At 58.3% G+C, this 23,588-nt stretch carries 22 protein-coding genes and 1 pseudogene; 16 read left to right on the top strand and 7 right to left on the bottom strand.

What is annotated here, in order from left to right; translation table 11 throughout:
• Nucleotides 1-90: 90 nt before the first annotated feature.
• The 4 genes from ACP2AV_RS07910 to ACP2AV_RS07925 all read right to left on the bottom strand — a co-directional run bounded on the left by ACP2AV_RS07910 (nucleotide 91) and on the right by ACP2AV_RS07925 (nucleotide 8,669).
• Nucleotides 91-3,495: an AAA family ATPase gene (locus ACP2AV_RS07910; protein ID WP_426372151.1), complete on the bottom strand. Its 3,405-nt coding sequence runs from the start codon at nucleotides 3,493-3,495 to the stop codon at nucleotides 91-93.
• Nucleotides 3,492-4,670, bottom strand: a complete 1,179-nt coding sequence (locus ACP2AV_RS07915; protein ID WP_426372152.1) for a metallophosphoesterase family protein — start codon at nucleotides 4,668-4,670, stop codon at nucleotides 3,492-3,494. The genes ACP2AV_RS07910 and ACP2AV_RS07915 overlap by 4 nt, the downstream gene beginning before the upstream one ends.
• Before the next feature lie 67 nt (nucleotides 4,671-4,737).
• Nucleotides 4,738-6,582, bottom strand: a complete 1,845-nt coding sequence (locus ACP2AV_RS07920) for a UvrD-helicase domain-containing protein (protein ID WP_426372153.1) — start codon at nucleotides 6,580-6,582, stop codon at nucleotides 4,738-4,740.
• Entirely contained in the window at nucleotides 6,579-8,669 is a 2,091-nt protein-coding gene (locus ACP2AV_RS07925) for an ATP-dependent nuclease (protein WP_426372154.1), read from the bottom strand. The genes ACP2AV_RS07920 and ACP2AV_RS07925 overlap by 4 nt, the downstream gene beginning before the upstream one ends.
• A gap of 394 nt (nucleotides 8,670-9,063) precedes the next feature.
• Between ACP2AV_RS07925 and ACP2AV_RS07930 the strand changes: the two genes are divergently transcribed.
• Genes ACP2AV_RS07930 through ACP2AV_RS07940 form a run of 3 tightly spaced genes read left to right on the top strand, consistent with a single transcriptional unit; the run spans nucleotide 9,064 to nucleotide 10,497 of the window.
• Nucleotides 9,064-9,333: a hypothetical protein gene (locus ACP2AV_RS07930; protein WP_426372155.1), complete on the top strand. Its 270-nt coding sequence runs from the start codon at nucleotides 9,064-9,066 to the stop codon at nucleotides 9,331-9,333.
• Nucleotides 9,330-9,647 (top strand): type II toxin-antitoxin system RelE/ParE family toxin, encoded by a 318-nt coding sequence (locus ACP2AV_RS07935; RefSeq protein ID WP_426372156.1) that lies wholly within the window; start codon nucleotides 9,330-9,332, stop codon nucleotides 9,645-9,647. Before ACP2AV_RS07930 ends, ACP2AV_RS07935 begins: the two co-directional genes overlap by 4 nt.
• A gap of 4 nt (nucleotides 9,648-9,651) precedes the next feature.
• Entirely contained in the window at nucleotides 9,652-10,497 is an 846-nt protein-coding gene (locus ACP2AV_RS07940; protein ID WP_426372157.1) for a hypothetical protein, read from the top strand.
• Here the strand turns inward: ACP2AV_RS07940 and ACP2AV_RS07945 are convergent.
• Both ACP2AV_RS07945 and ACP2AV_RS07950 read right to left on the bottom strand, forming a co-directional pair.
• Nucleotides 10,489-10,749: a hypothetical protein gene (locus tag ACP2AV_RS07945; RefSeq protein WP_426372158.1), complete on the bottom strand. Its 261-nt coding sequence runs from the start codon at nucleotides 10,747-10,749 to the stop codon at nucleotides 10,489-10,491. The genes ACP2AV_RS07940 and ACP2AV_RS07945 overlap by 9 nt on opposite strands.
• Before the next feature lie 245 nt (nucleotides 10,750-10,994).
• Nucleotides 10,995-11,234 (bottom strand): helix-turn-helix domain-containing protein, encoded by a 240-nt coding sequence (locus ACP2AV_RS07950; RefSeq protein WP_426372159.1) that lies wholly within the window; start codon nucleotides 11,232-11,234, stop codon nucleotides 10,995-10,997.
• Nucleotides 11,235-11,374: 140 nt separating this feature from the next.
• Here ACP2AV_RS07950 and ACP2AV_RS07955 point away from each other — a divergent pair, with 140 nt between their 5' ends.
• From ACP2AV_RS07955 to ACP2AV_RS08000, 10 genes are all read left to right on the top strand, one after another.
• Complete coding sequence (locus tag ACP2AV_RS07955) at nucleotides 11,375-11,647, top strand: DNA -binding domain-containing protein (protein ID WP_299790768.1); 273 nt, start codon at nucleotides 11,375-11,377, stop codon at nucleotides 11,645-11,647.
• Between the two features lie 131 nt (nucleotides 11,648-11,778).
• Entirely contained in the window at nucleotides 11,779-11,949 is a 171-nt protein-coding gene (locus tag ACP2AV_RS07960) for a transcriptional regulator domain-containing protein (protein WP_426372160.1), read from the top strand.
• A gap of 28 nt (nucleotides 11,950-11,977) precedes the next feature.
• Nucleotides 11,978-12,523, top strand: coding sequence for a DUF2285 domain-containing protein (locus ACP2AV_RS07965; RefSeq protein WP_426372161.1), 546 nt, complete (start codon nucleotides 11,978-11,980; stop codon nucleotides 12,521-12,523).
• 177 nt (nucleotides 12,524-12,700) lie between these two features.
• Nucleotides 12,701-12,982 (top strand): helix-turn-helix transcriptional regulator, encoded by a 282-nt coding sequence (locus ACP2AV_RS07970; protein ID WP_021100692.1) that lies wholly within the window; start codon nucleotides 12,701-12,703, stop codon nucleotides 12,980-12,982.
• Nucleotides 12,983-12,986: 4 nt separating this feature from the next.
• Nucleotides 12,987-13,445: a DUF2840 domain-containing protein gene (locus ACP2AV_RS07975; RefSeq protein ID WP_426372162.1), complete on the top strand. Its 459-nt coding sequence runs from the start codon at nucleotides 12,987-12,989 to the stop codon at nucleotides 13,443-13,445.
• Nucleotides 13,442-13,963 (top strand): S26 family signal peptidase, encoded by a 522-nt coding sequence (locus ACP2AV_RS07980; protein WP_426372163.1) that lies wholly within the window; start codon nucleotides 13,442-13,444, stop codon nucleotides 13,961-13,963. The genes ACP2AV_RS07975 and ACP2AV_RS07980 overlap by 4 nt, the downstream gene beginning before the upstream one ends.
• Entirely contained in the window at nucleotides 13,956-14,660 is a 705-nt protein-coding gene (locus ACP2AV_RS07985) for a lytic transglycosylase domain-containing protein (protein WP_426372164.1), read from the top strand. Before ACP2AV_RS07980 ends, ACP2AV_RS07985 begins: the two co-directional genes overlap by 8 nt.
• Before the next feature lie 454 nt (nucleotides 14,661-15,114).
• Nucleotides 15,115-16,665 carry a relaxase/mobilization nuclease domain-containing protein gene (locus ACP2AV_RS07990; protein WP_426372165.1) on the top strand — a complete coding sequence of 517 codons (1,551 nt, stop codon included), beginning with the start codon at nucleotides 15,115-15,117 and terminating at the stop codon, nucleotides 16,663-16,665.
• 17 nt (nucleotides 16,666-16,682) lie between these two features.
• A complete protein-coding gene (locus tag ACP2AV_RS07995) occupies nucleotides 16,683-18,677 on the top strand; it encodes a conjugal transfer protein TraG (RefSeq protein WP_426372166.1) in 1,995 nt (664 codons plus the stop codon).
• A gap of 9 nt (nucleotides 18,678-18,686) precedes the next feature.
• Nucleotides 18,687-19,115 carry a ribbon-helix-helix protein, CopG family gene (locus ACP2AV_RS08000; protein WP_426372167.1) on the top strand — a complete coding sequence of 143 codons (429 nt, stop codon included), beginning with the start codon at nucleotides 18,687-18,689 and terminating at the stop codon, nucleotides 19,113-19,115.
• A gap of 18 nt (nucleotides 19,116-19,133) precedes the next feature.
• On the opposite strand, the gene ACP2AV_RS08005 is transcribed toward ACP2AV_RS08000, so the two are convergent.
• Nucleotides 19,134-19,274: a hypothetical protein gene (locus tag ACP2AV_RS08005; protein WP_426372168.1), complete on the bottom strand. Its 141-nt coding sequence runs from the start codon at nucleotides 19,272-19,274 to the stop codon at nucleotides 19,134-19,136.
• 203 nt (nucleotides 19,275-19,477) lie between these two features.
• On the opposite strand from ACP2AV_RS08005, the gene hsdR reads away from it, so the two are divergent.
• From hsdR to ACP2AV_RS08020, 3 genes and pseudogenes are all read left to right on the top strand, one after another.
• Nucleotides 19,478-21,940 (top strand): EcoAI/FtnUII family type I restriction enzme subunit R, encoded by a 2,463-nt coding sequence (gene hsdR / locus ACP2AV_RS08010; RefSeq protein WP_426372169.1) that lies wholly within the window; start codon nucleotides 19,478-19,480, stop codon nucleotides 21,938-21,940.
• 3 nt (nucleotides 21,941-21,943) lie between these two features.
• On the top strand, nucleotides 21,944-23,392 hold the full coding sequence (locus ACP2AV_RS08015; RefSeq protein WP_426372170.1) for an N-6 DNA methylase: 1,449 nt from the start codon (nucleotides 21,944-21,946) through the stop codon (nucleotides 23,390-23,392).
• A pseudogene (locus tag ACP2AV_RS08020) lies at nucleotides 23,389-23,588 on the top strand (hypothetical protein); the annotation flags it as partial. The gene ACP2AV_RS08015 and the pseudogene ACP2AV_RS08020, both read left to right, overlap by 4 nt.

Consider the following 23,588-nt stretch of genomic DNA (forward strand, 5'->3'; position numbering starts at 1 on the left):
GGGTCATGTCTGAAACTGACAATTTCGGCGCATTGCTGCCATTTCGGCGCTTATTGATGAATGTCAGGTGAAAGAGTGATCAGCGGAATGCTAATGCGGCATCTCCACGACGGAAACACCCGGAATGCTCTTGCGAGCAAGCTCCACAAGGTGGGCATGGTGTGTGAAAATGATTGCCTGACCGCTCCGTCCGATCTCGGCACAGAGACTCAATGCGGCAGATGCGCGGGTATCGTCGAAGGTTTCCATAATATCGTCGAGAACCATGGGGAGGGGGCCCGGATCGCGCGCGAAGCTGCGGTAACCGGCCAGACGCAAGGCAAAATACAATTGGCCCATGGTTCCGGTGGACATGTTTTCCACCTTCACGGGGTCGCCACCAGGTTTGATGCCGACCAGCTTCTCGCCCTCGGTCTCACTCCATACAACAACTTTTTCCCATTCCTTGGATGTCATGGTGACAAAGGCTTCTTCCACGTCTTTCAGCATTGCGCTGCTTCGTTCAGTGGCCAAGCGCTTCAAGGCACCCCTCGCTGCTAGGATCCCGAGCCTTGCGACAGCCGCCTGCCGTGCACCGTTTCGCAACTCTTCGAGGATTGTGGCTTGTTCCGTAATCAGATCGCTGTTGTCAGCGGAATTGTAGGCTTCCTCATAGAGGCGTTCTTTTTCATTACATACCTTCAAAGCGGCATCTCGTGCCGTTTGCGCATCGTCAAGTTCTTGCTGTAGTTCCGCTTCTCGCGTTATATCGGGTAATCGCGTCAGCTCTTCATCAAAGAGCGTACGATCCACGCCGTCGCGCGCATCATTACGGCTGTTGTCCGCATTGGCCCGGTCTTTGCGCAACTCGTCGCGTTCAGCCAGAAGCGCGACGCGCTCAGTCGGTGAAAGATCATCACCGCCTTGTCCTTCAAACAGCTCGTCCAACCGGGTTTGCGCTTCGTCGCGGGCAGTTAGCGCACGCTTTCGGCCTGTGACCTCTTCGCCGAGAAGCTCTTCTTCTCGTTTTCTCACCCGATCCGCTTCAGCGGCTTTGGTTACTCGCGCACGAGCGCGGTTGATGATGGGAAGTGGATCGTCTTTCGGATTGCAAGGCTCCTCCAGGATCTCCGCCAATCGTGCGGCACTCCTTGCCAGGGTGGCGACGGCGCGTTCTAGGGCTTCAACACGTCCCGCCAGGCTTCTGTGATTGCTGTGAACCTGTTGCAGCGAGCGCAGCTGCGGCAGCGCTGCCTTCACACCCATGGCCGAGCGATCAGAAAGAGGCAGTGCCGAGGTCAGCGTTTCCAGCCGGTTCAAGGCTACCTTATGATCTGTCTCGGCTTGGGATACGGCTTTCTGGTAGTCGGCAATGTTACGTTCCCCGCGACACCAGTTCTCCCATGTCCTACGGACACTTTCCTGAAGTGTGAGAGCCTTGCCAACCCGCTCAGGGAGGTCACTTTCTTCACCTTCAATAGCGACTAGGCGGGCTGCTGCCAGCAGTTCGTCAAAGGCTGCTTTGCGGCGCTTGGCGCGGTCCTTAAAGGCATTCTCCGCAATCGTGACCTCAGTTGCGATCTCAGCCGCTGCCGTCAGGCTGGTAAATCTCGCAGCAAACGCACTCGGCCCCGTAGCGGCGGGAAAGCCCAGGGCCGTCGCGAGTGAGCCGCACCGGTTGGTCAAAGCATCGTGTTTTCCGGTGAGTGCTTCGAGCTTGTCTTTCGCCGTGTCACGTGCGGCTTTTGCGGCGCTTTCATGTACGCGCGAGTTTGCAAGCTGTTTACGCGCCTCCGTGCCCATCAGATAACTCGTTCGTGCGCCATCATCAGCATACATGGCCTCCTCAAAACGCTCCGCGGTTTCGTCGCAGAGACTGCCACGATGGGATTGCCAAGCTGTGTCACGCTGACGACGGGTTTCTTCCGTCGCTGCCGCGTCAATCGAATCCGGTGCGCTTTCGTCGGATTCGCGTTTCGCGCGCGCGGCCTTGTAGTCCGCTTCGCGACCTTCCAAATCTTCTGTGGCGGAAACGATGGTGGCAGACAGGGTGTTCCATTCCCTGAGGATTTCATCGAGACTTTCAGGGGCAGGCAGGCCGTTCTCGATAAGTGTCTGCCAGGAAGCAGGCAGACCCGACAATGCTTTGGTTAGCCGGGCGCGTTCCGATGCGAGGTTATGTTCAAGACCTGACACGTCCGAAACTTTCTGCCATGCGTCAAACGCGATCTGCAGGTGAGACAAGTCCTTCGGTTCAGTTGGAGCATCCCCCAGCTGATCGCGTGCCGTCTTCAACACGTTTGAAGCCGCTCGCAGCTCGCCTTCACTGGTCTGACAGGCCTGTACCGCATCCGCGAGTGTCTCCAGTTCTTCGGTCTTCAGGACCAAGGCCTCTGCAGGCTCGTTACTTACCGCCAACGCTGTCAAAATCTGTTTTAATTGGCGTGCCGCGTCATCGCGCTCACCGGAGCGCTTTTCCAGATCCGATCTGGCCGTGTCCGCCCGGGAGGTGAGGGAAGCCCCATCGATCCTGATTTGATCTAGTTCTGTGAGTTCCGCTTCGAGATGACTGGCAGCCGGGTCAGCCTCATTTTCTGAAATGACCGCTTCATGGCGCGCAATTCTGTCATCGGCACCTGCGATACTCTCTGCTTTCTCCGACAGGGTTGTCACGAGTGTGGCGACTTGCCCGTCCGTGCCCTTCTTCAAATTCGGGCCTTCCGGAAAACTGGCAAAAAATCCGTCGATTTTCCGAATTTCCTCCGATTTGTCATACCAGGTCTGCGCCGCTGCTCCTGCTGCCTGCCGTTTTCGGGCCCGCGTGAGGTCGGTGTCCGCCTGTTCGAATGCCTTTTGCGCGGTCTCTCTGTCTTTCCGAAGAGTGCGTTCCCGATCCGGCGTGAGACGTTCCTTTCGCAGTGCATGATTGATCTCTTTCAAGCGGTCTTTGCCGGTCTTGAGCGCCGTACCTCGGCCACTCTTCTTATGAAACCTTTCGGCGCGGGCTGTCATGTCTTCCAATGTCGTCGCCATACTGGTCAGGCCTGATACACCCGCATGCAGAAGCTGGCCCAGATCGCCTTTTGCCTCAGCAATCCGTTCACCGCCTTTGCGGAGTCCTTCGTCGTTGAGTGAAAACCTTTCGACATAACCCTCCATGTTAAGGCCATGGAGCGCACTCGAGAGAATGGCTTCGTCGACCGGGCGGTCCTGATGATCAATCAGGGACTGGGTGCGTTTGCCATTGCGGCGCAAAACCGTCACACCGCGTCTGGGGATACCCAGCTCCGCTCCGACCAAAAGGTCATTGCGTTCAAACCTGAAAGCGTACGGGTGGGTTCCTGATTTCATACCGAAGAGAAGTTCCAGAAACCCGTTAAAGGCCGTGGATTTTCCCGATTCATTCGGTCCATAGATTACGGTGACATCAGGTTTGCCCTGGGCTGGTGCCGGAAGCACGATCTCGGCGCCGTCAAAACGGCCATAGCGAATGAGATCAAGTCGGTTCAGTCTCATTCCACGGCTCCTGAGTGCAGAGACAGCGTGACTTCAATGATGGCCTCTTCCAAAAGGTCATCCAAGGCGTCTTCAGATAATTCGTCGGCAATGTCACGGGGCAATGCGTTTCTGAGTTCTTCGAGGATCTCTTTGGTTGCCAGCTGGAAGCCGGGTTCGGTGAGCTCGGCCCGCATCAGCCGCACCAGGTCATCCGCCTTCGCGTCGAACTGCTGCTTAGGGGCGGCCACTTTGATTTTGTCGATAAATACGCGCTCTATGTTTTCGAGCAATTCGCTCGCAAGGGCTGTCAGCGTCTCAGCGGTATGATGGCCTGTGGTCACCTGCAGGTGGACTGCTGTTTGGTGTTCGGGATGCTGTGCCCCTCGGAGTGCGGACCGAAGAGCGCTCAACACCTCCTGCACATCTGAAGATTGACTGAGATCCAGAGCGCATTCGGTGAATCTCAGATGTCCAACCTGATGCCGTTCGATATTCGGAGTGTCGTCATCAAGCTCGACAATCGCGACCGTACCGCCGGTAAGTTCTCCGAAGTGGCGTGGTTGCGGAATGCCCGGCATGACAGCGAGAACTGGGCCTGATGTGCGCTCAAAGGGGGCATGGATGTGGCCGAGGCACCAAATGTCATAGCCATGTGCCAGCAGATCCTGCTCGGAGCAGGGAGCATAGGGATCGTGACCTGGCGAGCCATCCAGCGACGTATGCATCAGTCCGACGTTTTTCCGGCCAGCCACCGGCGCCGGGTAGTCGGGCAGTAAGCTTTTTGAGACATGCGCCGTGTCGAAAGACAGCCCGTGGAACCACACGCCACCGATTTCCACGCTGGGCTCGTTCTTGTGCAGCAAATGAATATTCGGGCCCAGGTTACCGTGGGCTCGGTGATCGAGAAGGGCATCGTGGTTGCCGCGGATTAGTACTGTGGGAACACCCGCGTCAGCGGCGCGTGCCAACTGCGAGATCAGAAATGCCCGGGACTTCAGGTCTGGTTGGTCATTATCAAATATGTCGCCAGCGAGAATCAGTGCATCGACTCTTTCCGAGATTGCCAGGTCAACAATGCGAATGAACGTGTCCCGACTTGCCTGTTTCAGATGGTCACCCAGATCCGGATTGCGCATCGCGGCCGAGCGGATCGGCGACCCAAGATGAATGTCGGCTGAAACGAGGACACGCATAGATTTTAAATCTTCCTGAAAATGATCGATGTGAAAAAATGAATCTGCATAAGGATCTGTCCGGCACCTACAAAATTGAAATCTGGCCGTCCTGGAACAGACCGCGCTCGACCAGTTCTTTTTTTGCCGCGTCTGCATCTCTCGAAAACATCAAGATCCTGAGGTTCACTTCCGCCCGTGAAAAACAGACGTAAGCCAGTTTTTGAGTGAGTTCTTGCTGCCGGTCTGTTGGATTGCCCGCAACACCAGGGGTCAGAACTTTCGAAAAGCTGTAGGTATTCCAAGCTGCCTCGATATCGTCGATCATGACCAGCACGTTTTCATACTCTTCGCCTTTCGAGCCGTGCTGCGTACTGAAAGGAGAATTATCATCCAGAAAACCGATGTATTCTTCGAGTTCGTCAGACTTCAGCTTGAAGAATTCATCAGCCAGCCAATCGCCTTTCTCCCTTTGGTGATCCTCATTGCTGGAGTCATAAGTTTCGCGGGGAACGCGAGCCAACTGACCTGCAAGGCGCTCCGAAATTGGATAAAGCGCGTTCGCGCTACAGTATTCCAGAATTTCTTTGACCGTTTTGCCTTCCCATTTTTCCGCCAACGCAGTGGCGTGTTTTGAAGCTTCTTTGAGCATCTGTTTGAGGGTTTTGTTCTTATTCGCTCCAGTGTCGTCAAAAGCAGGGCTTATTCTTCGGAGTGTTTCAATCAGCTTCTTAGGATCGTTGTAGCGGGATGCATCGATCAACGAAAAAATGCCGTCCACAAAGGGCTTGAGAAGATAGTGCGTGCCGTCTTCATAGTCGGATTGGGATCTGGACGACGAATAGTCACCTGTAAAGAGCTTGTGCAGTGTGACGAATCCGAGCCTCCGGGCGATCATCTGGCGTGCCAGAAAAAGGTTCTTTACAGGAGTGATATCGGTCCATCCCCATTGTTCGACGGCCTCCTCGAACTTGGCCGTTACTTCATGAAGTTGTTCAGCGGTATAGGTTTTCCGTGGACCGGCAGGGTCGGGAGCCTGCGCGACCGCAATCAAGACGCTGCCCTTAACGTCGGCGTTTTTCCCACCCGCAACCTGCTTCAGATCGGTTCTGAAGTTGTTGAGAAGGTCGATCACCGAGGTTGAGCTCCGAAAATTCTCTTCCTTCGGAATCTTTTCGGAGCCTTTTGGACCGGCAAAATCTCCGGCACGCTTATCGTAAATCTGCTGCATTGGATCACCGAAATATCCGACGATTGGTAACCCCTCACCCGCGCAAACAGCATTGAGCGCCTCGACGACCTGCGGGAAGGTGTCTTGAGCTTCATCTAAAAAGATATAGGGGTATTTGAACCCGAGGCCTTCACGCAAGAGCGGTTGTCTCCTGATCAGACAGGCCGCAACGTCAATAACATCATCATGGTTCAGGACACATTTGGAATAGTCGCTGATAACGGTTTCTTCGTAGGATACCGGCGGTTTATTCGCGTTTAGCGCAGTAAGTTGGGCGGTCAGGCGCTCAAGGTCTTTCCTCGCTTTTTGAGCGGTCTGAGACGTTCCACCGTTGTCTTTCTCATGGGCTTTTTCCATATGCCGCGGGATGATTACATCACGAAGGGCCTCACGAATAGCATCTTGAAAGCGCGCGATTTCTGCCCAAAGAAACCCGTGCAGAGTGGAAACGTAAAAAAGGTCATCGAAACCTAGACGCGACGAAATCACTCCAACAGCACGGTTTGTGTATGTGATACACACCACGCGCTGACCGTTTTTCCGAAGGTCGTTTCCACGAGACTTCTGAATTCTATTCAGAGCTTCAACGAGCGATGTGGTTTTGCCTGACCCAGCGCCTGCGATAACCGAAAATGAAACGTTCTTGGCGATGCACTCAGCTATTTTCTTATCGGCCTCAGTTGACTTGAGTTTTGCCGTCATTCACCGGCTCCCTGGTTTTGGGAGAGACGTGTCTCCAGCCATTTTAGGCCTTCGTCGATGTAATGGGGGACATTCCAGTCCTGGTTCTGTCCCGCATTAAGTTCTTCGTCCTCGCCTACCGGTATTTCGAAGGCAAGGACATCCATAGCAAATTCGGTTTTTTTGAAAGTATCGCTTTTGATGCGTCGCCAAACAGCCTCCTGCAATTCGGCTCGACCATCCGGAAATTCAATACCGATACTGAGTCCATTGGCATGGAAGTGGTCGAGGTTTTCGAAGACAAAGGCTTCTTCAAGGGTTCGCCCGTGGAAGATTTGAGCATTGTCCTGACGGTTAACTTCTACCGGTTTTTGATAGGCTACAAAACGCATCCCTTCAGCTTGCAGACAATCATCGAAGGTTTTGCTGGAGAGTGCGGCGACTCCCGTCTCTCCAAAGAAATATCCCAGAGTCGCGTTCGACGAAACGGCTCCCGGATGGGTGGCGACGCAACTCGCCCGGTTTGTCGCGGGATCAACGGAGTCGATGTCGGTGATGACCAAATAGGGAATTTCGAGGAATTCCAACAATCCGGCGAAGCGCATCCCGTAAGCTCCACCTACTTCCAGAATTGTCAGATACTTCTTGTTCAGTCCCTGCGCCGATATGTCAATCATGCGCTTCAAAAGCAGTTTTTCAGCAGACCCCTCAACGAGTACGGCAGCATCGGAGAAAAACAAGTCGCAGTGCGTTAGTCTCAAATATTTTTTGAGAAAAGCAAGTGACTCCTCTGGCTCAATCACATCGCCGCCCAATTCGAGTGGCTCAGGTTGAAATTGGCGAAGGCTGTGCACGGTCGTTCCCTGATAGGTCACTCCCTCCTGTTCACCGTTGATCTGGCACCGGCGGAAGCAGCGGATTTTTGAGAAATCTACGGTATCCAGGATGTGCGACGAGTGGGTCGTGATTGTGAGCTGGGGTTTGCTTTCGCCTTCTGGTGCGTCGGCGGTGAGCACGTCCCACATCTGGCGAATGAATGTTTGTTGAACCTGAGCGTGCAAATGCACTTCCGGTTCTTCGATAAAGATCATCTGGCACAACGGACGGCTGTCTTCGGTCGCGAGCCATTGCCGATAAAAATGATCCACCTGAATGGCCATGAACACCAAGTTCTTGAAACCAAGTCCGTTATAGGCTTCGGGAAGCTCATGGCTGGTGCTGGCATCTACATAGAAGAGTTCGGTGTTACCACGTAACGCAACCTCCGAACTGAGTGTCGAAACGACCTTCATCGCGCGGTCATTGTCGGATGGAAGGCCAAGACCTCCGATCATTGTCATCAGGGGTCTGAAGCGTTCGTCGTAGTGCCTAGTCAGATTTTCATTATTCTGTTCAATGATCGCGATAGCTTCTTCGGCCAGTTCCGCCTGCTCCAGGTTTCTCCGGTAATACGTCGCAAAGGCGTCTGACAGCCTGTTGCTCCTCGCGGCATTCTCGTCGTCAATATTCCGCTGGGCATCAACGAAATCGACGCGCAGCAGAGAATTGAGAATCTTCTTGCCTTCTTGCGCGGAGAGTGGCGTTGCCACGAATTCCTGTTCCAGCTTTTCCAGCGAAGACACCTTGATGCCAAAATGCTTTTTCAAGTTGCCTTCCATTCCAAGAAAGAAGCTCAAAGGGCGCTTGCGGTTACCGTCTTCCTTTGTCGGGAAAGCTGCATCGTAATGCTTCCAGAGTTCTGCTGGGTCATCCACAGCGAACGAACAGCGCATCCCGATTTCCGAGAAATCAGCGGAAAGGCTCGTTGCCAGGGCAAAGACCCGGCCAAACGCAATTGAGTCCGGATCGATCTGAAACCAGAGATCAAGTTCTATTTGGGGTAGGCTGGATTCGTTCCCCGGAGAGTATGCGTCGATAGAGGCAATTGCGAGAATGGAGAAGTCATGAATCTTGAATTCCCGGTTCCCGAGAAAGCTGCGAATGGCAGCCGTCGCAGAAGTCTTGCCGCTGTTGTTCGGGCCAACAAAAACAGTTTCCTTGCTTTCGAAATCAACAGACACATCATTCAGGCGCCGAAAATTTCGAATGGCTATACTATCTAGACGCATCCAGTCCCCCGTAAGTTGCGGAGATGGTAGCAATCATTGGTTGTGTTCGGGAAGATAAATTCGTCGCCAGTTGACACAAAACTGATGCTCGCAAAGGCGCGAATGTTACCAAACTGACAAAGCAAGACAACTGCGTCACCCATCCAAACCCACCTTACGAGGCAGGGCTTGTCTACCGGAAAAGGGGCAGTCCAATGCACCGCTCCCCAAGGGTAGAATTTCGGGAGGATCGAACCATGGCAAAAGGGCGTTTCTCCTTATTTTCATTCATCGCCATGAAGCTGCCAGTCCGCACGTTTGAAGCGCCGCGCAGGTCTGTTCTCCATCCTCCCCGACGATGTTGCGAATCTACAGGCCTTCGCTAAGATGACTAGGTCATACCGCCGAGCCTAGAATGACAGTCAAGACAACCCTCAGCTTCACCGATCGTCACCACCGGTTCCTGACCGACAAGGTGGGCCAAGGCGTCTTTGCCTCGCAAAGCGCGGCTGTGGCAGCGGCGCTGGAACAGATGATGCGCGATGAAGAAGAACGCGAGCTGGCCCTTGACGCGATGGCCGAGGAAATTCGGGCGCGGCTCGACACTTGGCGCGCCGATTATGTCTCGGCCGAAGACGCCTTTGCCGCTGCAAGGGCACGACAACAGGCTGCGCGCAGGGCGTGAGCTATCGCATCCGGTTCCATCCGGCGGTCGCGGATGATCTCGACGCGATCACGCGCTGGTTGGTCGACTATGCCGGCCCGCAGTCCGCCGCGCGTCGACTGGACGAGATCCAAACCACCATCGCCAGCCCGTCAGACCTGCCGCACAAGGGCAGCCGCCGGGACGAGATCGCCCCCGAGCTTCGCGCCATCCCTGCAGGCCGCAAGGCCGTGATCGCCTTCACTGTCGACGATTATGCCCGCGAGGATCATATCCACGCCGTGACCTATGCCGGGGCCGAATGGATCGCGCGCAGCAAAGTGCGCGGGCGGTAGCAGGATGGCACGCAAACCCGTCCACAAATGGGCCTGCAAACCCGGCACGCGCGCAAGCGCTTTTGGATGGCGCGGCTTCGCCAAGGCGACCCAGTGGTTGAAATCGGCCAGAGCGGAAATCCGGGCCGTCAATCGCGCGGATCCTGTCACAGCGGCGGACGGCGTGGTCGCATTGGCCGCGCGGATCTGGCCCGCGTTTGAGCATATCGACACCTCCTCGGGCGCGCTTGGCACCGCCGTGCGCCGCACGCTGGACGACCTTGTGCCGATCCTGATCGCCGCCCCTGCCGATGAAAAGAAGCGCGCAAAATGGCTGGAGCATTTGCGCACTGCGATCGAGGACGATGGCGTCGACTACCTTGCCCCGATCTCGGAGCGGTTCGGCGAGATCGCGGCGTATCCCGCGCTCATGACCCTGCATGCCGACCGTGATCTAGCCCTGATCCATCGCGCCTGGTCGGATTGGGAGCGGTATTCCCACGTCGGCACCGCGACGCTCACGCTGTCCTGTCTGCTCGAGGCAGAACGGTATGACGAACTGTTGGCGCTCCTCGCGGTCAAGAAGACACGGCTGTGGTTCGATGACAAGTTCGGGGCAGAAGCCCTGCTTCGACAGGGCCGCGAGGATGACGCATTGGCCTATGCCGAGGCGCTTCTGGAGGGGGATCGGCAGGCATGGGGCCATCACGACATCTGCCGGTTTTGCGAGGCGATTTTGGTACGCCAAAGCAAAGCAGACGAGGCCTATCGCCGTTTCGGCCTTCCCACAGCGAGCGGAAACACCTGGCTGGCGATGTGGCGCGATCTGGTCAAACGCTACCCAGACCGGGATGCTCGTGCATTACTGTAAGACCTGATCGCGTTCCATGGGCGCAAGGGCAAATGGTTCGCCGCGGCAAAGACCGCGACGTATTTCGACATCGCGCTCGACTGCGCGGCCGATCATGAGACCGCCCCGGACACGCTCATCCGGGCTGCCCGCGATTTCGCGATCAAGGAACCCGCCTTCGCCGCCGAAGTCGCTCTGCATGCCATCAGGCATCTGCTGGCGGGCCGTGGCTATGAACCCAGCCCGTTCGACATCGATGAAGCGGTCGATCACCTGTTGACCGGCAGCACGCTGATCTACCGTCGGGACTGGGCCATTACGGCATTTCAGCGACTATTGGAGACCACACCCGGCGATGATTTGATGCAACGCCGCCTTGGCCAGAAGCTGACCGAACTCTGCGCTGAATAGCGGATTGATGCTATCGAGAAGCAGTCTGCATGGCGAAATAAAACCAATTAATGCCCTGCCCTGACCTTGCACGTTTCGCCCGGAAAGCTGACCGCCCAGACGATCGATCACGATGATCGGGAACGCACATCTCCTTCGGCGCGTTCTTCGATCAGCTTCGCCGGTGCCACATCCAGATGTGCCGCGACCCGTTGAAGGGTCTGCAATGTGACGTTCTGCTGACCGCGTTCCATTGCGCTGACATGGGCGCGGTCGACATCCATCGCCGCCGCCAACGCGGCCTGTGTCAGCCCGCGCAGTTGGCGGTAGCGCTTGAGATTCCTTGCAAAAACAACGCGGATGTCCATCCGCGAGTAAAGAACCTATCGCGTATTTTGGTGCGACGTATTATAATACTCATCTGCGGTTTGACTGACCGCAATCCGACCTTGCACATGCAATCTGATGTGCTGTTATGAGCCTTAACGCCCAACGGCGAGGGGGAATCATGTCTGCCACCGGCACCACGCCGATCGCTGATCTCGCACCACAAAGCGATGAATTGACCGATTACGACCACGCGCATATGACGCTGTACTTGCGCCTGTTTGATGCCGCCGAAAGTGGTGCCAGCCTGCAGGAAGTAAGTGAGATTTTGTTCGGTATAGATGCCGCCGAGGAACCAGAGCGTGCCAAAAAGATGTACGACAGCCACCTCGCCCGCGCCCGCTGGATGACGGAGCACGGCTATCGCAAGCTGCTCGAGGGCCGGACTGGCTGAACTTCGCCCGATCCGTCTGAGATCGGCGAACACCCGCGCAGGTTGCGCAGAACAACCGTTCTTGCCGTCGTTTTGACGCGTCACCAAACTATACTCATTGTTCATCGAAACAGCTGACGCGGAGCTTCGCCATGACCAAGGATTGGCAAGACGAAGCGGCTTACAAGCATTTCGACAGTCTCGACCTGTCCGGGCTGGCCTGGGAATGCTTGCGCCGCAATTCCGACTATCGCGCCAATTTCCCGCAAATGCGGGATGGATTGAAATCACCGGCTGCATGGGGGTTGCGATTTCCCGGTTGATCCGGACATCGACGCACCCAATGCACCCGTGTTCTGGACGCCTTCAATCGCCCCGGCAGCGGTCGGGTATGCTGTGCCTATCCCAGGCGGCGACACCGCCGCGCGGCACATCGATGCAGATGATCTGACCGTCATCGGAACGCAGGACGGCTTGATGTATGTGCGCCTCGCAACAGGCGCGTTGCTCGTGCTGGATGCCAAAAGCCTCCAACGCCCGATTGGGATTCTGGTGCCGCTGGACAAACATTGGGGGGCACGGATCGACATACTCAAGGCGCTCCGCGCGCAACTGTTGTACCGCAAACGATCCCCTCCGCCCCTGACGTCGCAGCAGCGACGGCGCATCCAGCTTGCATTGCGCACGCTCGACGCGCGCCGGGACCGTGCCAGCTACCAGACGATCGCGCGGCAATTGTTCGGCGCGGAGGCTGTGTCGCGCGAGCATTGGAAGACCAGCTCCCTCAAGGCCCAGATCACCCGACTGTCGGGCCATGGAACGCATCTGACCACCAAAGGCTATCGCTTTCTCCTTCTCGGTCGCGGACCAACGGGGCGCTCCAAGCCGCGCAAGTGATCGCCGGGCAGTCCCGGCACATCAAACCCCTATCAGCCCCTGATCCTGTTGGCCTTTGGGGGGTGACGTTTTCGCGCCGCGATCTTCGTCATCCCTCCCCACGGCGCTCTTCCGTTTTGATGACCTCCGACAGCCCGCGACGCGCCGTCGCGCGGCCTAGCCACCGGAGATGCTCAAATGCCCGACCCAAACGAAGGACTCCCACCCCGCTACCTCAGAACCCCGGAAGCCGCCCGATTTCTCGGCCTGTCTGGCCGTACGCTGGAAAAACACAGGACCTACGGGACCGGCCCGCGGTACTCGAAAATCGGCGGGCGTGTCGTCTATGCGGTCGACGATCTGCAGGCCTGGGTCACGAGGGGCGAGAAGACCTCGACCTCGGACGAGACCGAAGACCGCGTTCTACCCGCCAAACGCCATGCCGCCGTTTCGCCGGCCTATCTGCGGCGTGGGCGCTGAGCCGATGCAGACACTTGTCCAACTCACCTGGATCGAAGGTCGTATCGAGCGCTGGATCCGTTTCGGTCGGATGGCCGGGGAAACCATCCTGACGCGCACGGAAAAGCGCGTGGCCTTCGCTCCCGGCGCGATCTTCGCGCTCGTCCGCTGGTCGTCGAACGACCACGGCACCGTTGAAAGCCGGATCGACATTCTGCGCGCCGTCGGCGCTGGCGAGCCCTGCTCCACGGTGCCCTGTGTCACGCCAGGCGGAGAGCTTTTGCTGCGCCTCTCCGGCTGGCCCAAGGTCGAGGCGGCGCTTCGGTCGATCGACATCGTGGAAAGCTATGGCATTTCACCGGAAGATGTCTGCCCCGACCATTGGCAGCACGTCCACAACCGCCTGACCGCTGCATTGGAGCCCCGCCCCTACACCCCTGCCCGGCACGTGGCCTGGCTCAAGCGTCGCATGGTGACGACATGAGCGCGGCGGCCCCTGCCCTCCTCGCGGCCGGTTTGTCCCTTGGTCTGCTCGCAGCTGCACAGATCGACCGCGCACCGCGATTGATCTGGAATGCGTCAGCAAGCGTGCCGGTCGGACTTTATGTCGTTCGCGCGCCACACGGGTCAAGGCTAGGCGATCTCGTTGCCGTGCGCCTGCCTGAAGACCGGTCATCTTGGGTGATTGAACGCGGCTATGTCGGTGCGGATACCTTGCTGTTGAAACGTGTCGCGGCCGTCTCCGGCATGGCGGTCTGTCGGAACAATCTCGAGATCACCATCGATGGCAGCGTAGTTGCCGAGGCTGCATCGGCTGACCAACAGGGGCGCCCGCTTCCCCGTTGGACGGGATGTATTGCGCTCGGCTCGGACGAGGTCTTTCTGCTCGTCGCCGGTGTCGCCGACAGCCTCGATGGGCGCTATTTCGGCCCGTTGTCAGCGGACACGATAATCGGACGCGCCATCCCTCTTTGGACATCTGGAGAGGCGGCAGATGCGTAGTCTCGAACGCGGTCACAGCCGTCGGCACGCAGGCATTGCTACCGCGCTTGTGCTGATCCTCTGCATACCGATCACCTTGGCACCGTCCGCCCTGATCGCTCAGGACCGCGCTGTTCCTGCATCTGAGCAGCACCCCATCGACGTCCATATCGAAGAAGCCGCGCGCAGGTTTGGCATCCCACGAACTTGGATCCGTGCCGTCATGGAGGTCGAGAGTGCGGGCAATCCACGTGCGGTCAGCCACGCAGGCGCCATGGGGCTCATGCAGATAATGCCCGGCACCTGGGCTGAGTTGCGCGCAGCCTACGGGCTTGGCGATGATCCCTTCGATCCGCGAGACAACATCCTAGCCGGTGTCGGCTATCTGCGACAGATGTACGACCTGTTCGGGTCGCCCGGCTTTCTCGCGGCCTACAATGCCGGGCCTGCGCGCTACCAAGACCACCTTAATACAGGGCGCGCCTTGCCTCGGGAAACCCGCGATTACCTTGCCCTCCTCGCACCACTCGTCGGCGACGGGGCCGACGCCGCGCAACGAATGAACCGCCCGCAGAGGACCCAGGACTGGCGCGACGCCCCGCTGTTCGCGGCAACGGCTGAGGTGGTTCAAACCGCCGGGGATGGCGCCCATCGAATTACGTCAGAGGCATCTTCGAACGGCATCTTCGTGCCCCTCAGCCGGGCAGAAACGCGATGATCAGCGGAATCGCACCATGGCGAGGTCTGGAAAGCCCGGTCGTAAAAATGAGCCGGGACTGGTCGAAGCGCAACGTCTCAACAGAAAGAGCGCAAGATAAAAGAGGTGCCGCAAGCGGACCTCAAGCTGTTGTTTCTCTGCGAGGATTTGCGCGGCACGCCCAACCCGAATGCCGCAGGACTTCATCTAGAAGTCTGATTTTCAGATATTTTTTGTGCGGCAGCATCTTCGGCGAGCGAGCAAGAGCATGACTGGGCGCGACGACGATCTTCGTATCCGACCTGGGCGTGTCCGCGACGGCGGTAGGACCTCGAAGCAATCGACACGCTTTGTCAGTGAAGTGATGCGCGCTGCCCGCAAGTCTGGGCAAACTGGCTATCGTTTCGGATCAAAGCAATTTCAATCGACCTCCAGATCATTCGGACGTGGGCGCTTTCAGAGGGCAGCGCTCAACATGTCACGCACGTCTCGGCGCGTCGTTGTCAATGCACGCGTCGTGCGCCACCAGGGCAAGCGCTTTCGCTCGGCCCCCATGGTCAAGCATCTCGGCTACCTTCAGCGCGACGGCGTCGGCCAGGACGGACGCGACGCCGACTTGTTCGGGGCTGAAAGCGATGATCTCGACCGGAGCGGCTTTGCGGAGCGCTGCGAAGATGACCGGCATCATTTCCGGTTCATCGTCTCGCCGGAAGATGCCACCGAGCTTGAGGACCTGCGCGCCTTCACCCGTGATCTGATGGCCCGTGCCGAACGAGATCTCGGCACCACGCTCGACTGGGTCGCGGTCGATCACTGGAACACCGACAATCCGCATGTGCACATCCTGGTGCGCGGCAAGGCCGATGATGGGCGGGACCTTGTTATTTCGCGTGACTACATCAGCCAGGGGTTTCGGACCCGCGCCGAAGACCTTGTGCAACTGGAACTTGGCCCGCGCAGCGAACGCGAGATTTCAAATGCGCTCGAGGCGCAAGTCACAGCGGAACGCTGGACCGATCTCGACCGCGGCCTGCGATCCCTGGCGGATGATGATGCCGGCATCGCCGACCTGCGGCGCGGCACACCGGAGCCCCGAGATCCGGAACTGCGCCGCTTGATGATCGGCCGCGCTCAGACACTGGAGAGGCTTGGGCTGGCCAAACAAACTGCCCCTGCAGTCTGGGTGTTGAAGCCGAATGCCGAAGACACCCTGCGCGAGCTTGGGATGCGCGGCGACATCATCAAACGGATGCACCGGGCCATGGGCGCCGAGCGCCACCGCGCGGCGGGTGATTTCGCCATCGAAGGCACACCCACCGCCCCGATCCTCGGGCGGCTGGTGGAACGCGGCTTTCATGACGACCATGCCGGGACCGGCTACGCGATCATCGACGGCGTTGACGGTCGCGTACATCACCTACGCTTCCGGAATCTCGATGCGACCGGCGACACGCCGCAAGGTGGCATTGTCGAAACCCGGCTCTGGACAGGGAAGACGGACGGGATACCGCAACTGTCGCTTGTCGGTCGTTCCGATCTGTCGCTGGCCGCCCAGATCAAGGCCGATGGTGCCACCTGGCTCGACCGCCTGCATCTTGCCCGGGACCGCACGCCGTTGAGCGGTGCTGAATTTGGCGCAGAGGTTCGCCAGGCATTAGAACGCCGCGCGGATCACCATGTCGCCGAAGGCCTCGCCCGACGGCAAGGTCAGCGGGTCACCTTTGCCCGCGATCTGCTGGCCACCCTGCGCAACCGCGAACTGGACGCCATTGCTCAAGACCTGAGCACCCAAACCGGCCTCCCCCGTTACAAGCCGACCGAGGGCGAACCCTTCGCAGGGACGTTTCGCCAACGCCTCGATCTCGCGTCGGGCCGCTTCGCCATGATCGACGATGGTCTCTGCTTCTCGCTCGTGCCCTGGACCCCGCAACTCGAACGCCATCTCGGTCAGACCGTCACCGGCACGATGACGCCCGGCGGAGGGATCGATTGGAGCTTCGGGCGCAAGCGCGGGCTGAGCCTCTGAGCAGAAAGGACATCACCATGAACCGTCAGGACACGTCATCGGCCACCAAGATCCTCTGGGGTCAGATCCTCATCGTCAGCATCGTGGCGCTGCTCTTCGTCTGGGCAGCGACGCAATGGGTCGCGTTTCGTCTGGGGTTCCAACCCCAGCTTGGCGCGCCTCTCACCGCCCTCTTCGGCCTGCCGATCTATCGCCCGTGGCAGGTCTTCACCTGGTGGTACTGGTACGACGCCTACGCGCCGCGCGTCTTCATGGAAGGGGCCGCAATCGCCGGCGCGGGCGGGATCGCCGCCATTGCCGTCGCCATCTTGCTGTCCGTCTTGCGGGCGCGTGAGGCGAGCGACGTGACCACCTATGGATCTGCCAGATGGGCAAGCCCCAAGGATATCACCGCCGCTGGGCTGTTCGCAGACGACGGGGTCGTGCTGGGCCGCCTCGACAAGCGCTACCTCCGGCATGACGGCCCGGAACATGTGTTGTGCTTCGCGCCCACCCGCTCCGGCAAGGGCGTCGGCCTGGTGATCCCAAGCCTGCTGACCTGGCCCGGCTCAGCGATTGTCCACGACATCAAGGGCGAAAACTGGCAGCTGACGTCCGGATGGCGGGCGCGGTTCGGGCGTATCCTGCTCTTCGATCCGACCAATGCGGCCAGCGCCGCCTACAATCCGCTGCTCGAAGTTCGCCGCGGCGAGCGCGAGGTGCGGGACGTGCAAAACATTGCGGATATCCTCGTCGATCCCGAAGGCCAGCTCGAGCGGCGGAACCATTGGGAGAAGACCAGCCATTCCCTTCTGGTCGGCGCGATCCTGCATGTCCTCTATGCCGAGAAGGACAAGACACTGGCAGGCGTCGCCGCCTTCCTCTCCGATCCACGGCGTCCGGTCACCGCCACACTGACTGCAATGATGCGGACCGCCCATCTCCGAGATCGCCCGCATCCGGTTGTCGCTCAGGCCGCCCGAGAATTGCTGAACAAATCCGAGAACGAGCGCTCCGGCGTCCTGTCCACGGCCATGTCCTTCCTCAGCCTCTACCGCGACCCTGTGATCGCCACCGTGACCCGGCGCTGCGACTGGCGGATCGATGATCTGGTCTCTGATGCTCGGCCGCTCACCCTCTATCTCGTGGTGCCACCATCGGACATTTCCCGCACGAAACCGTTGGTCCGGCTGATCCTGAACCAGATCGGTCGCCGTCTGACTGAAGAACTGCACAACACCAACCGCAGGCACCGCCTTCTGTTCATGCTCGACGAATTCCCCGCCCTCGGTCGCTTAGACTTCTTTGAAAGCCAACTGGCCTTCATGGCGGGCTATGGCCTCAAGGCCTTCCTGATCGCCCAGTCGCTGAACCAGATCGAAAAGGCCTATGGCCAGAACAACGCCATCCTGGACAACTGCCATGTCCGCGTCGCTTTCGCGACCAATGACGAGCGCACGGCGAAGCGCCTGTCAGACGCCCTCGGCACCACAACCGAGTTGCGCGCGATGAAGAACTATGCCGGCCATCGTCTGTCGCCCTGGCTCGGGCATCTGATGGTCTCGCGCCAGGAAACCGCCCGCGCCTTGCTGACCCCCGGCGAGATCATGCAGCTGCCGCCCGATGACGAAATCATCCTCGTGTCGGGCGCAGCCCCGATCCGGGCACAAAAAGTGCGGTACTTCCGCGATGCGCAACTGACGGCGAGAATCCAAAACCCGCCTATCGTCGAAGCATTTGCACCCGTCAGCACAGCGGGAACCGATGATTGGAGCAGTCTTCAGGCTGTCGCACCGTCTCAAGAAACTGGCGCAAAAAAGCCCGCTGACGATGGAGATGGCGGCATCCGACGAGAGCCTGAAATCCCAGAACATGAGGATGTGGCGCCTGAGTTGCTGTTCCCGCTCGAGGAATTCGCCGCCCTCGAAGACGAACCCGACGACGAGGCCCAACGCGCCCGCGCCATGCAGACCCGCTTCCGCAACCTCGCGCGTCAAGCGGCCCTCGATCCTGATGATGGCATCGAACTGTGAGGTGACGCCGTGAAGAAAGCCAAGATCACCGCTTATGTCGACGCAACCCTCTTCGATGAAATCGACGCACTAGCCGCGCGGCGGCGCATTCCCAAAACCCAGATCTTCGAGGCGGCACTGGCGTCGTTCCTATCCCCCGATAGCGCCGAACAGAGCGAGGCCGCGATCGTCCGCAGGCTGGACCGCCTGACGCGGTCCTTGGAGCGGCTGGAACGCGATCAGGAGATCACGACCGAGGCGCTGGCGCTGTTCGTACGCTTCTGGCTGACGACGACACCGCCACTGCCCGATGACACCTACGCGGCGGCCAAGGCTAGGGGGAAGGAGCGGTATGGAGGCTTCGTCGAGACGCTGGCGCGGCGGCTGGCGAAGGGAGCAACGTTATCGAAAGAACTGTCTCGCGACCTGCGTGGCTCGGTGGATGAACATTCCTCCTGATTAACTGTTTCAGGACCGCTATCGGTAGATGAACTGCTGAAGAATACCCGGATCGAGATCACCCAACGCGATGCCGATCAGATCGATTTCCCGCTGCGAGCCGGGCTGAAGGTTGTGGGCGAGATGCTGAAGCTGCGGCTGATAGTCGTGAATGGTCACGAGGATGCAAGCTGACTGTCCACCATCAACTTCTGACAGTTGATCCCATCAACCTGAAGTTTCATCCCGATTTGCGCCTGTGCGACGATGATTGCGGCCGTTAACCGTTGCTGAATGCCTGACTTCCCGTCTAAGATCTACAAACTAAAGATTTATTCGATTTGCTGCTCTTGTGGCGTTTCGCGCAGTCGGGAAACATCTCAATGGACAAACGGTCACTGAGTGAGCGTGATATTTGCACGAAGTACATTACACCGGCACTTCGCCAGGCGGGCTGGGATGAAGTAAACCAAATCCGGGAAGAGGTTAGCTTTACCAAAGGTAGAATTATTGTCCGAGGAAAGTTGGTGAGCCGCGGCAAGGGAAAACGGGCTGATTACATCCTTTCCGTTAAACCGAATATTCCGATCGCACTGATTGAGGCTAAAGAAAACACCCAAGCTATTGGCGCTGGACTGCAGCAAGGTTTGGAATACGCAGAAACGCTGGGGATTCCGTTTGTGTTTTCTTCGAATGGTGACGGCTTTGTTCTTCATGATCGAACTGGCATGAGCCCCACTCCTGAAGTCACGCTATCGCTGGACCAGTTTCCATCGCCTGCGGACCTCTGGGCACGGTATTGCCAGTGGAAGGGTTTGTCTAACGATGCGTCGACCATAGCCCTGCAGGATTATTTTGATGACGGCAGCGGCAAGACACCGCGTTATTATCAAGTAAACGCTGTGAACTCTGCTATTGAGGCGATCGCAAACGGTCAGGATCGCGTTCTGTTGGTAATGGCCACCGGCACCGGCAAGACATACACGGCCTTTCAGATTATCTGGCGGCTTTGGAAGGCGGGCCAGAAGAAGCGCATCCTTTTCTTGGCTGATCGCAACGTGCTGATCGACCAAACGATGGTGAACGACTTCCGCCCATTCGCGGGCACTATGGCCAAACTGTCGACGCAGGCCAAAACCATTGAACGCGCGGATGGCACGTCAACTGAGTTAACGCTAGCTTTGGACAAGCGGCGCCGGATCGATACCTCATACGAAATCTATCTCGGCCTATACCAGGCGATTACGGGTCCGGATGAAAGCCAAAAGCTCTATAAAGAGTTTTCGCGGGATTTCTTCGATCTGATCGTGATTGACGAGTGCCACCGGGGCAGTGCCGCTGACGATTCCGCTTGGCGGGAAATCCTCGACCATTTCACTTCAGCGACCCAGATTGGTTTGACCGCCACGCCGAAGGAGACTGAGTATGCCTCCAACATCGATTATTTTGGCGCGCCCGTTTACAGCTATTCGCTGAAACAGGGCATCCGCGACGGCTTCCTGGCGCCCTATAAGGTGATCAAAGTTCACATCGACCGCGACGTGCAGGGCTATCGACCTGAGCAGGGGCAACTCGACCGAGACGGCGAAGAGGTCGAGGACCGCATCTACAACATCAAGGATTTCGACCGAACACTGGTTTTGGACGATCGCACCAAGCTGGTCGCACAGAAGGTTTCGGAGTTTCTGAAGCAGAGCAGCGATCGTATGGCGAAGACGATTGTCTTCTGTGTGGATCAGGAGCACGCGGCACGGATGCGGCAGGCGCTCATCAACGAAAACGCCGATCTGGTTTCGCAAAGCCATCGCTATGTCATGCGCATCACCGGAAGCGACAAAGACGGGCTGGATCAACTCGGGAACTTCATCGATCCGGAAGCGCCTTATCCCGTGATCGTGACTACCTCGCGGCTTCTCTCGACCGGTGTCGATGCGCAAACCTGTCGCCTGATCGTTCTGGACCGCGAGGTTGGGTCCATGACCGAGTTCAAGCAAATTGTTGGTCGCGGCACCCGTGTCCATGAGGATACCCAAAAGCTCTTCTTCACCGTCATGGATTTCCGGGGCTCAACGAGCCATTTTGCCGACCCGGAATTCGATGGGGAACCTGTTCAAATCTACCAACCCGGCCCGGATGATCCGATCACGCCACCCGATGATGCCCCGCAGACAGACGATGAAGGTGCACCTTTGTCACCGGAACCGGGCGATGATGAAGACGTGCTGATTGATCCGGTCGATCCACTTGACCCTCTTAGTGGCAACACAGGCGGTGGGCCGATCCGCAAGGTTTACGTGGATGGCGTTGGCGCGGTTATCGTGGCTGAACGCGTTGAATACCTCGACGAGAACGGCAAGCTGGTCACGGAGTCTTTGCGCGATTACACGCGCAAGGCCCTGAAACAGCAGTTTGCCAGCCTTGATGACTTCCTCAAACGCTGGAACAGCGAGGGCCGCAAGCAGGCCTTGTTCGAGGAATTGGCAGCCGAAGGCCTGCCGCTTGATGTCATCGCGGCGGAGCTTGGCAAGGATCTCGATCCCTTCGACCTGATCTGCCATATCGCCTTTGACGCAAAACCTCTCACCCGACGAGAGCGAGCTGAAAGCGTAAAAAAGCGAGATGTATTCACCAAGTATGGGCCCCAGGCAAAGGCCGTTCTCGAAGCCCTTCTGGAAAAATATGCCGATGAGGGCGTGATGAACCTCGACGATCTTGGCGTCCTGAAGATTGCGCCATTCAGTGGCATGGGAAGTGTGGTTGAACTCGTTCGCGCTTTTGGTGGAAAACCCGGGTTCGAACAGGCCGTCCACGACCTTCAATCTGCTATTTACGAAGAAAGCGCATAACCAATGTCCGTCCGTACCCTCGTCAAATCCATCCAAGACATCATGCGCAAAGACACCGGCGTTGACGGCGATGCCCAGCGTATCAGTCAGCTGTGTTGGATGTTCTTCCTCAAGATCATCGACGATCAGGATCAGGAGCTCGAACTAACCAAGGAAGACTACACCTCGCCCATTCCGGAAGCCCTGCAATGGCGCGTCTGGGCGGCGGACCCGGAGGGCATCACCGGCGACACGTTGCTGGATTTCGTGAACAACACCCTGTTCCCAGAACTAAAGACCCTGCCAGTAAACGCAGGCCCCCGCGCCAAGGTCGTCCGCGATGTGTTCGAGGATGCTTACAACTACATGAAGTCCGGCCAGCTGATGCGGCAGATGATCAACAAGATCAATGAGGTCGATTTCAACAACCTGACCGAGCGCCAGCACTTCGGCGACATCTACGAGCAAATCCTGAACGACCTGCAAAACGCAGGCAACGCGGGCGAGTACTACACCCCGCGCGCTGTCACCGCTTTCATGGTGCAGCAGATTGACCCGCATCCCGGCGAAGTCCTGTTCGACCCCGCCTGCGGCACCGGCGGCTTTCTGACCTGCGCCATGCGCCACATGCGCGAAAACTACGTCAAGCGCCCCGAGCATGAGGCGCAGATGCAGGGTGCCCTGCGCGCCGTGGAAAAGAAACCGCTGCCCCACATGCTTTGCGTCACCAATATGCTGCTGAACGGGGTCGAAGAGCCCGATTTCGTGCGCCACGACAACACGCTTGCCCGCCCGCTGGTAAGTTGGACCCGCGATGAACGCGTCGACATCGTTCTCACCAACCCTCCCTTCGGCGGCAAGGAAGAGGACGGGATCGAATCCAACTTCCCGACTTTCAAGACTCGCGAAACCGCCGATCTGTTTCTTGCCCTGATCATCCGCCTGCTCAAACCCGGTGGCCGCGCCGCCGTGGTGCTGCCCGACGGGTCACTGTTCGGCGAAGGCATCAAGACCCGGCTCAAGGAACACCTGATGGAGGAATGCAACCTGCACACCATCGTGCGGCTGCCCAACTCGGTCTTCAAACCTTATGCCTCCATCGGCACAAACCTGCTGTTCTTTGAAAAGGGCACGCCCACGCAGGACATCTGGTATTGGGAACACAAGGTGCCCGAGACGCAGAAGGCCTATTCCATGACCAAGCCGATTCGGCTGGAGCATCTGGACGACTGTGCCGCATGGTGGGGCGGGGCCGCGCGCGAGGGGCGCGTTGAGGGCCCGCAGGCGTGGAAGGTCACGGCGGAAGAGATCAAGGCGCGTGGCTATAACCTTGACGTCAAGAACCCCCATACGGTTTCCGAGGATCATGGCGACCCCGAAACCCTGCTGGCCGATTTGACAGCGGCAGAGGCCGAGACAGTCGCCCTGCGCGATCAGTTGAAAGCGATCCTGACCGAGGCGCTGACCCGATGAAGGACGCCACGTTTTCCTCTGCCCGCCTGCTGGCGCTTTACGAGCGTATCTCTGACGCCGAAGACGCCATTCCCCGCCTGCGCCGCTTCGTGCTGGATTTGGCCGTGCGCGGGAAGCTGGTGGAACAAGATGCGGGCGATGAACCGGCGGCGGAGTTGTTGAAGCGGATCGCGCAGGAGAAGGCGCGGCTTGGAAT

This window comes from Aliiroseovarius sp. PTFE2010 (assembly GCF_049943335.1).
Lineage (GTDB): Bacteria > Pseudomonadota > Alphaproteobacteria > Rhodobacterales > Rhodobacteraceae > JBNFVY01.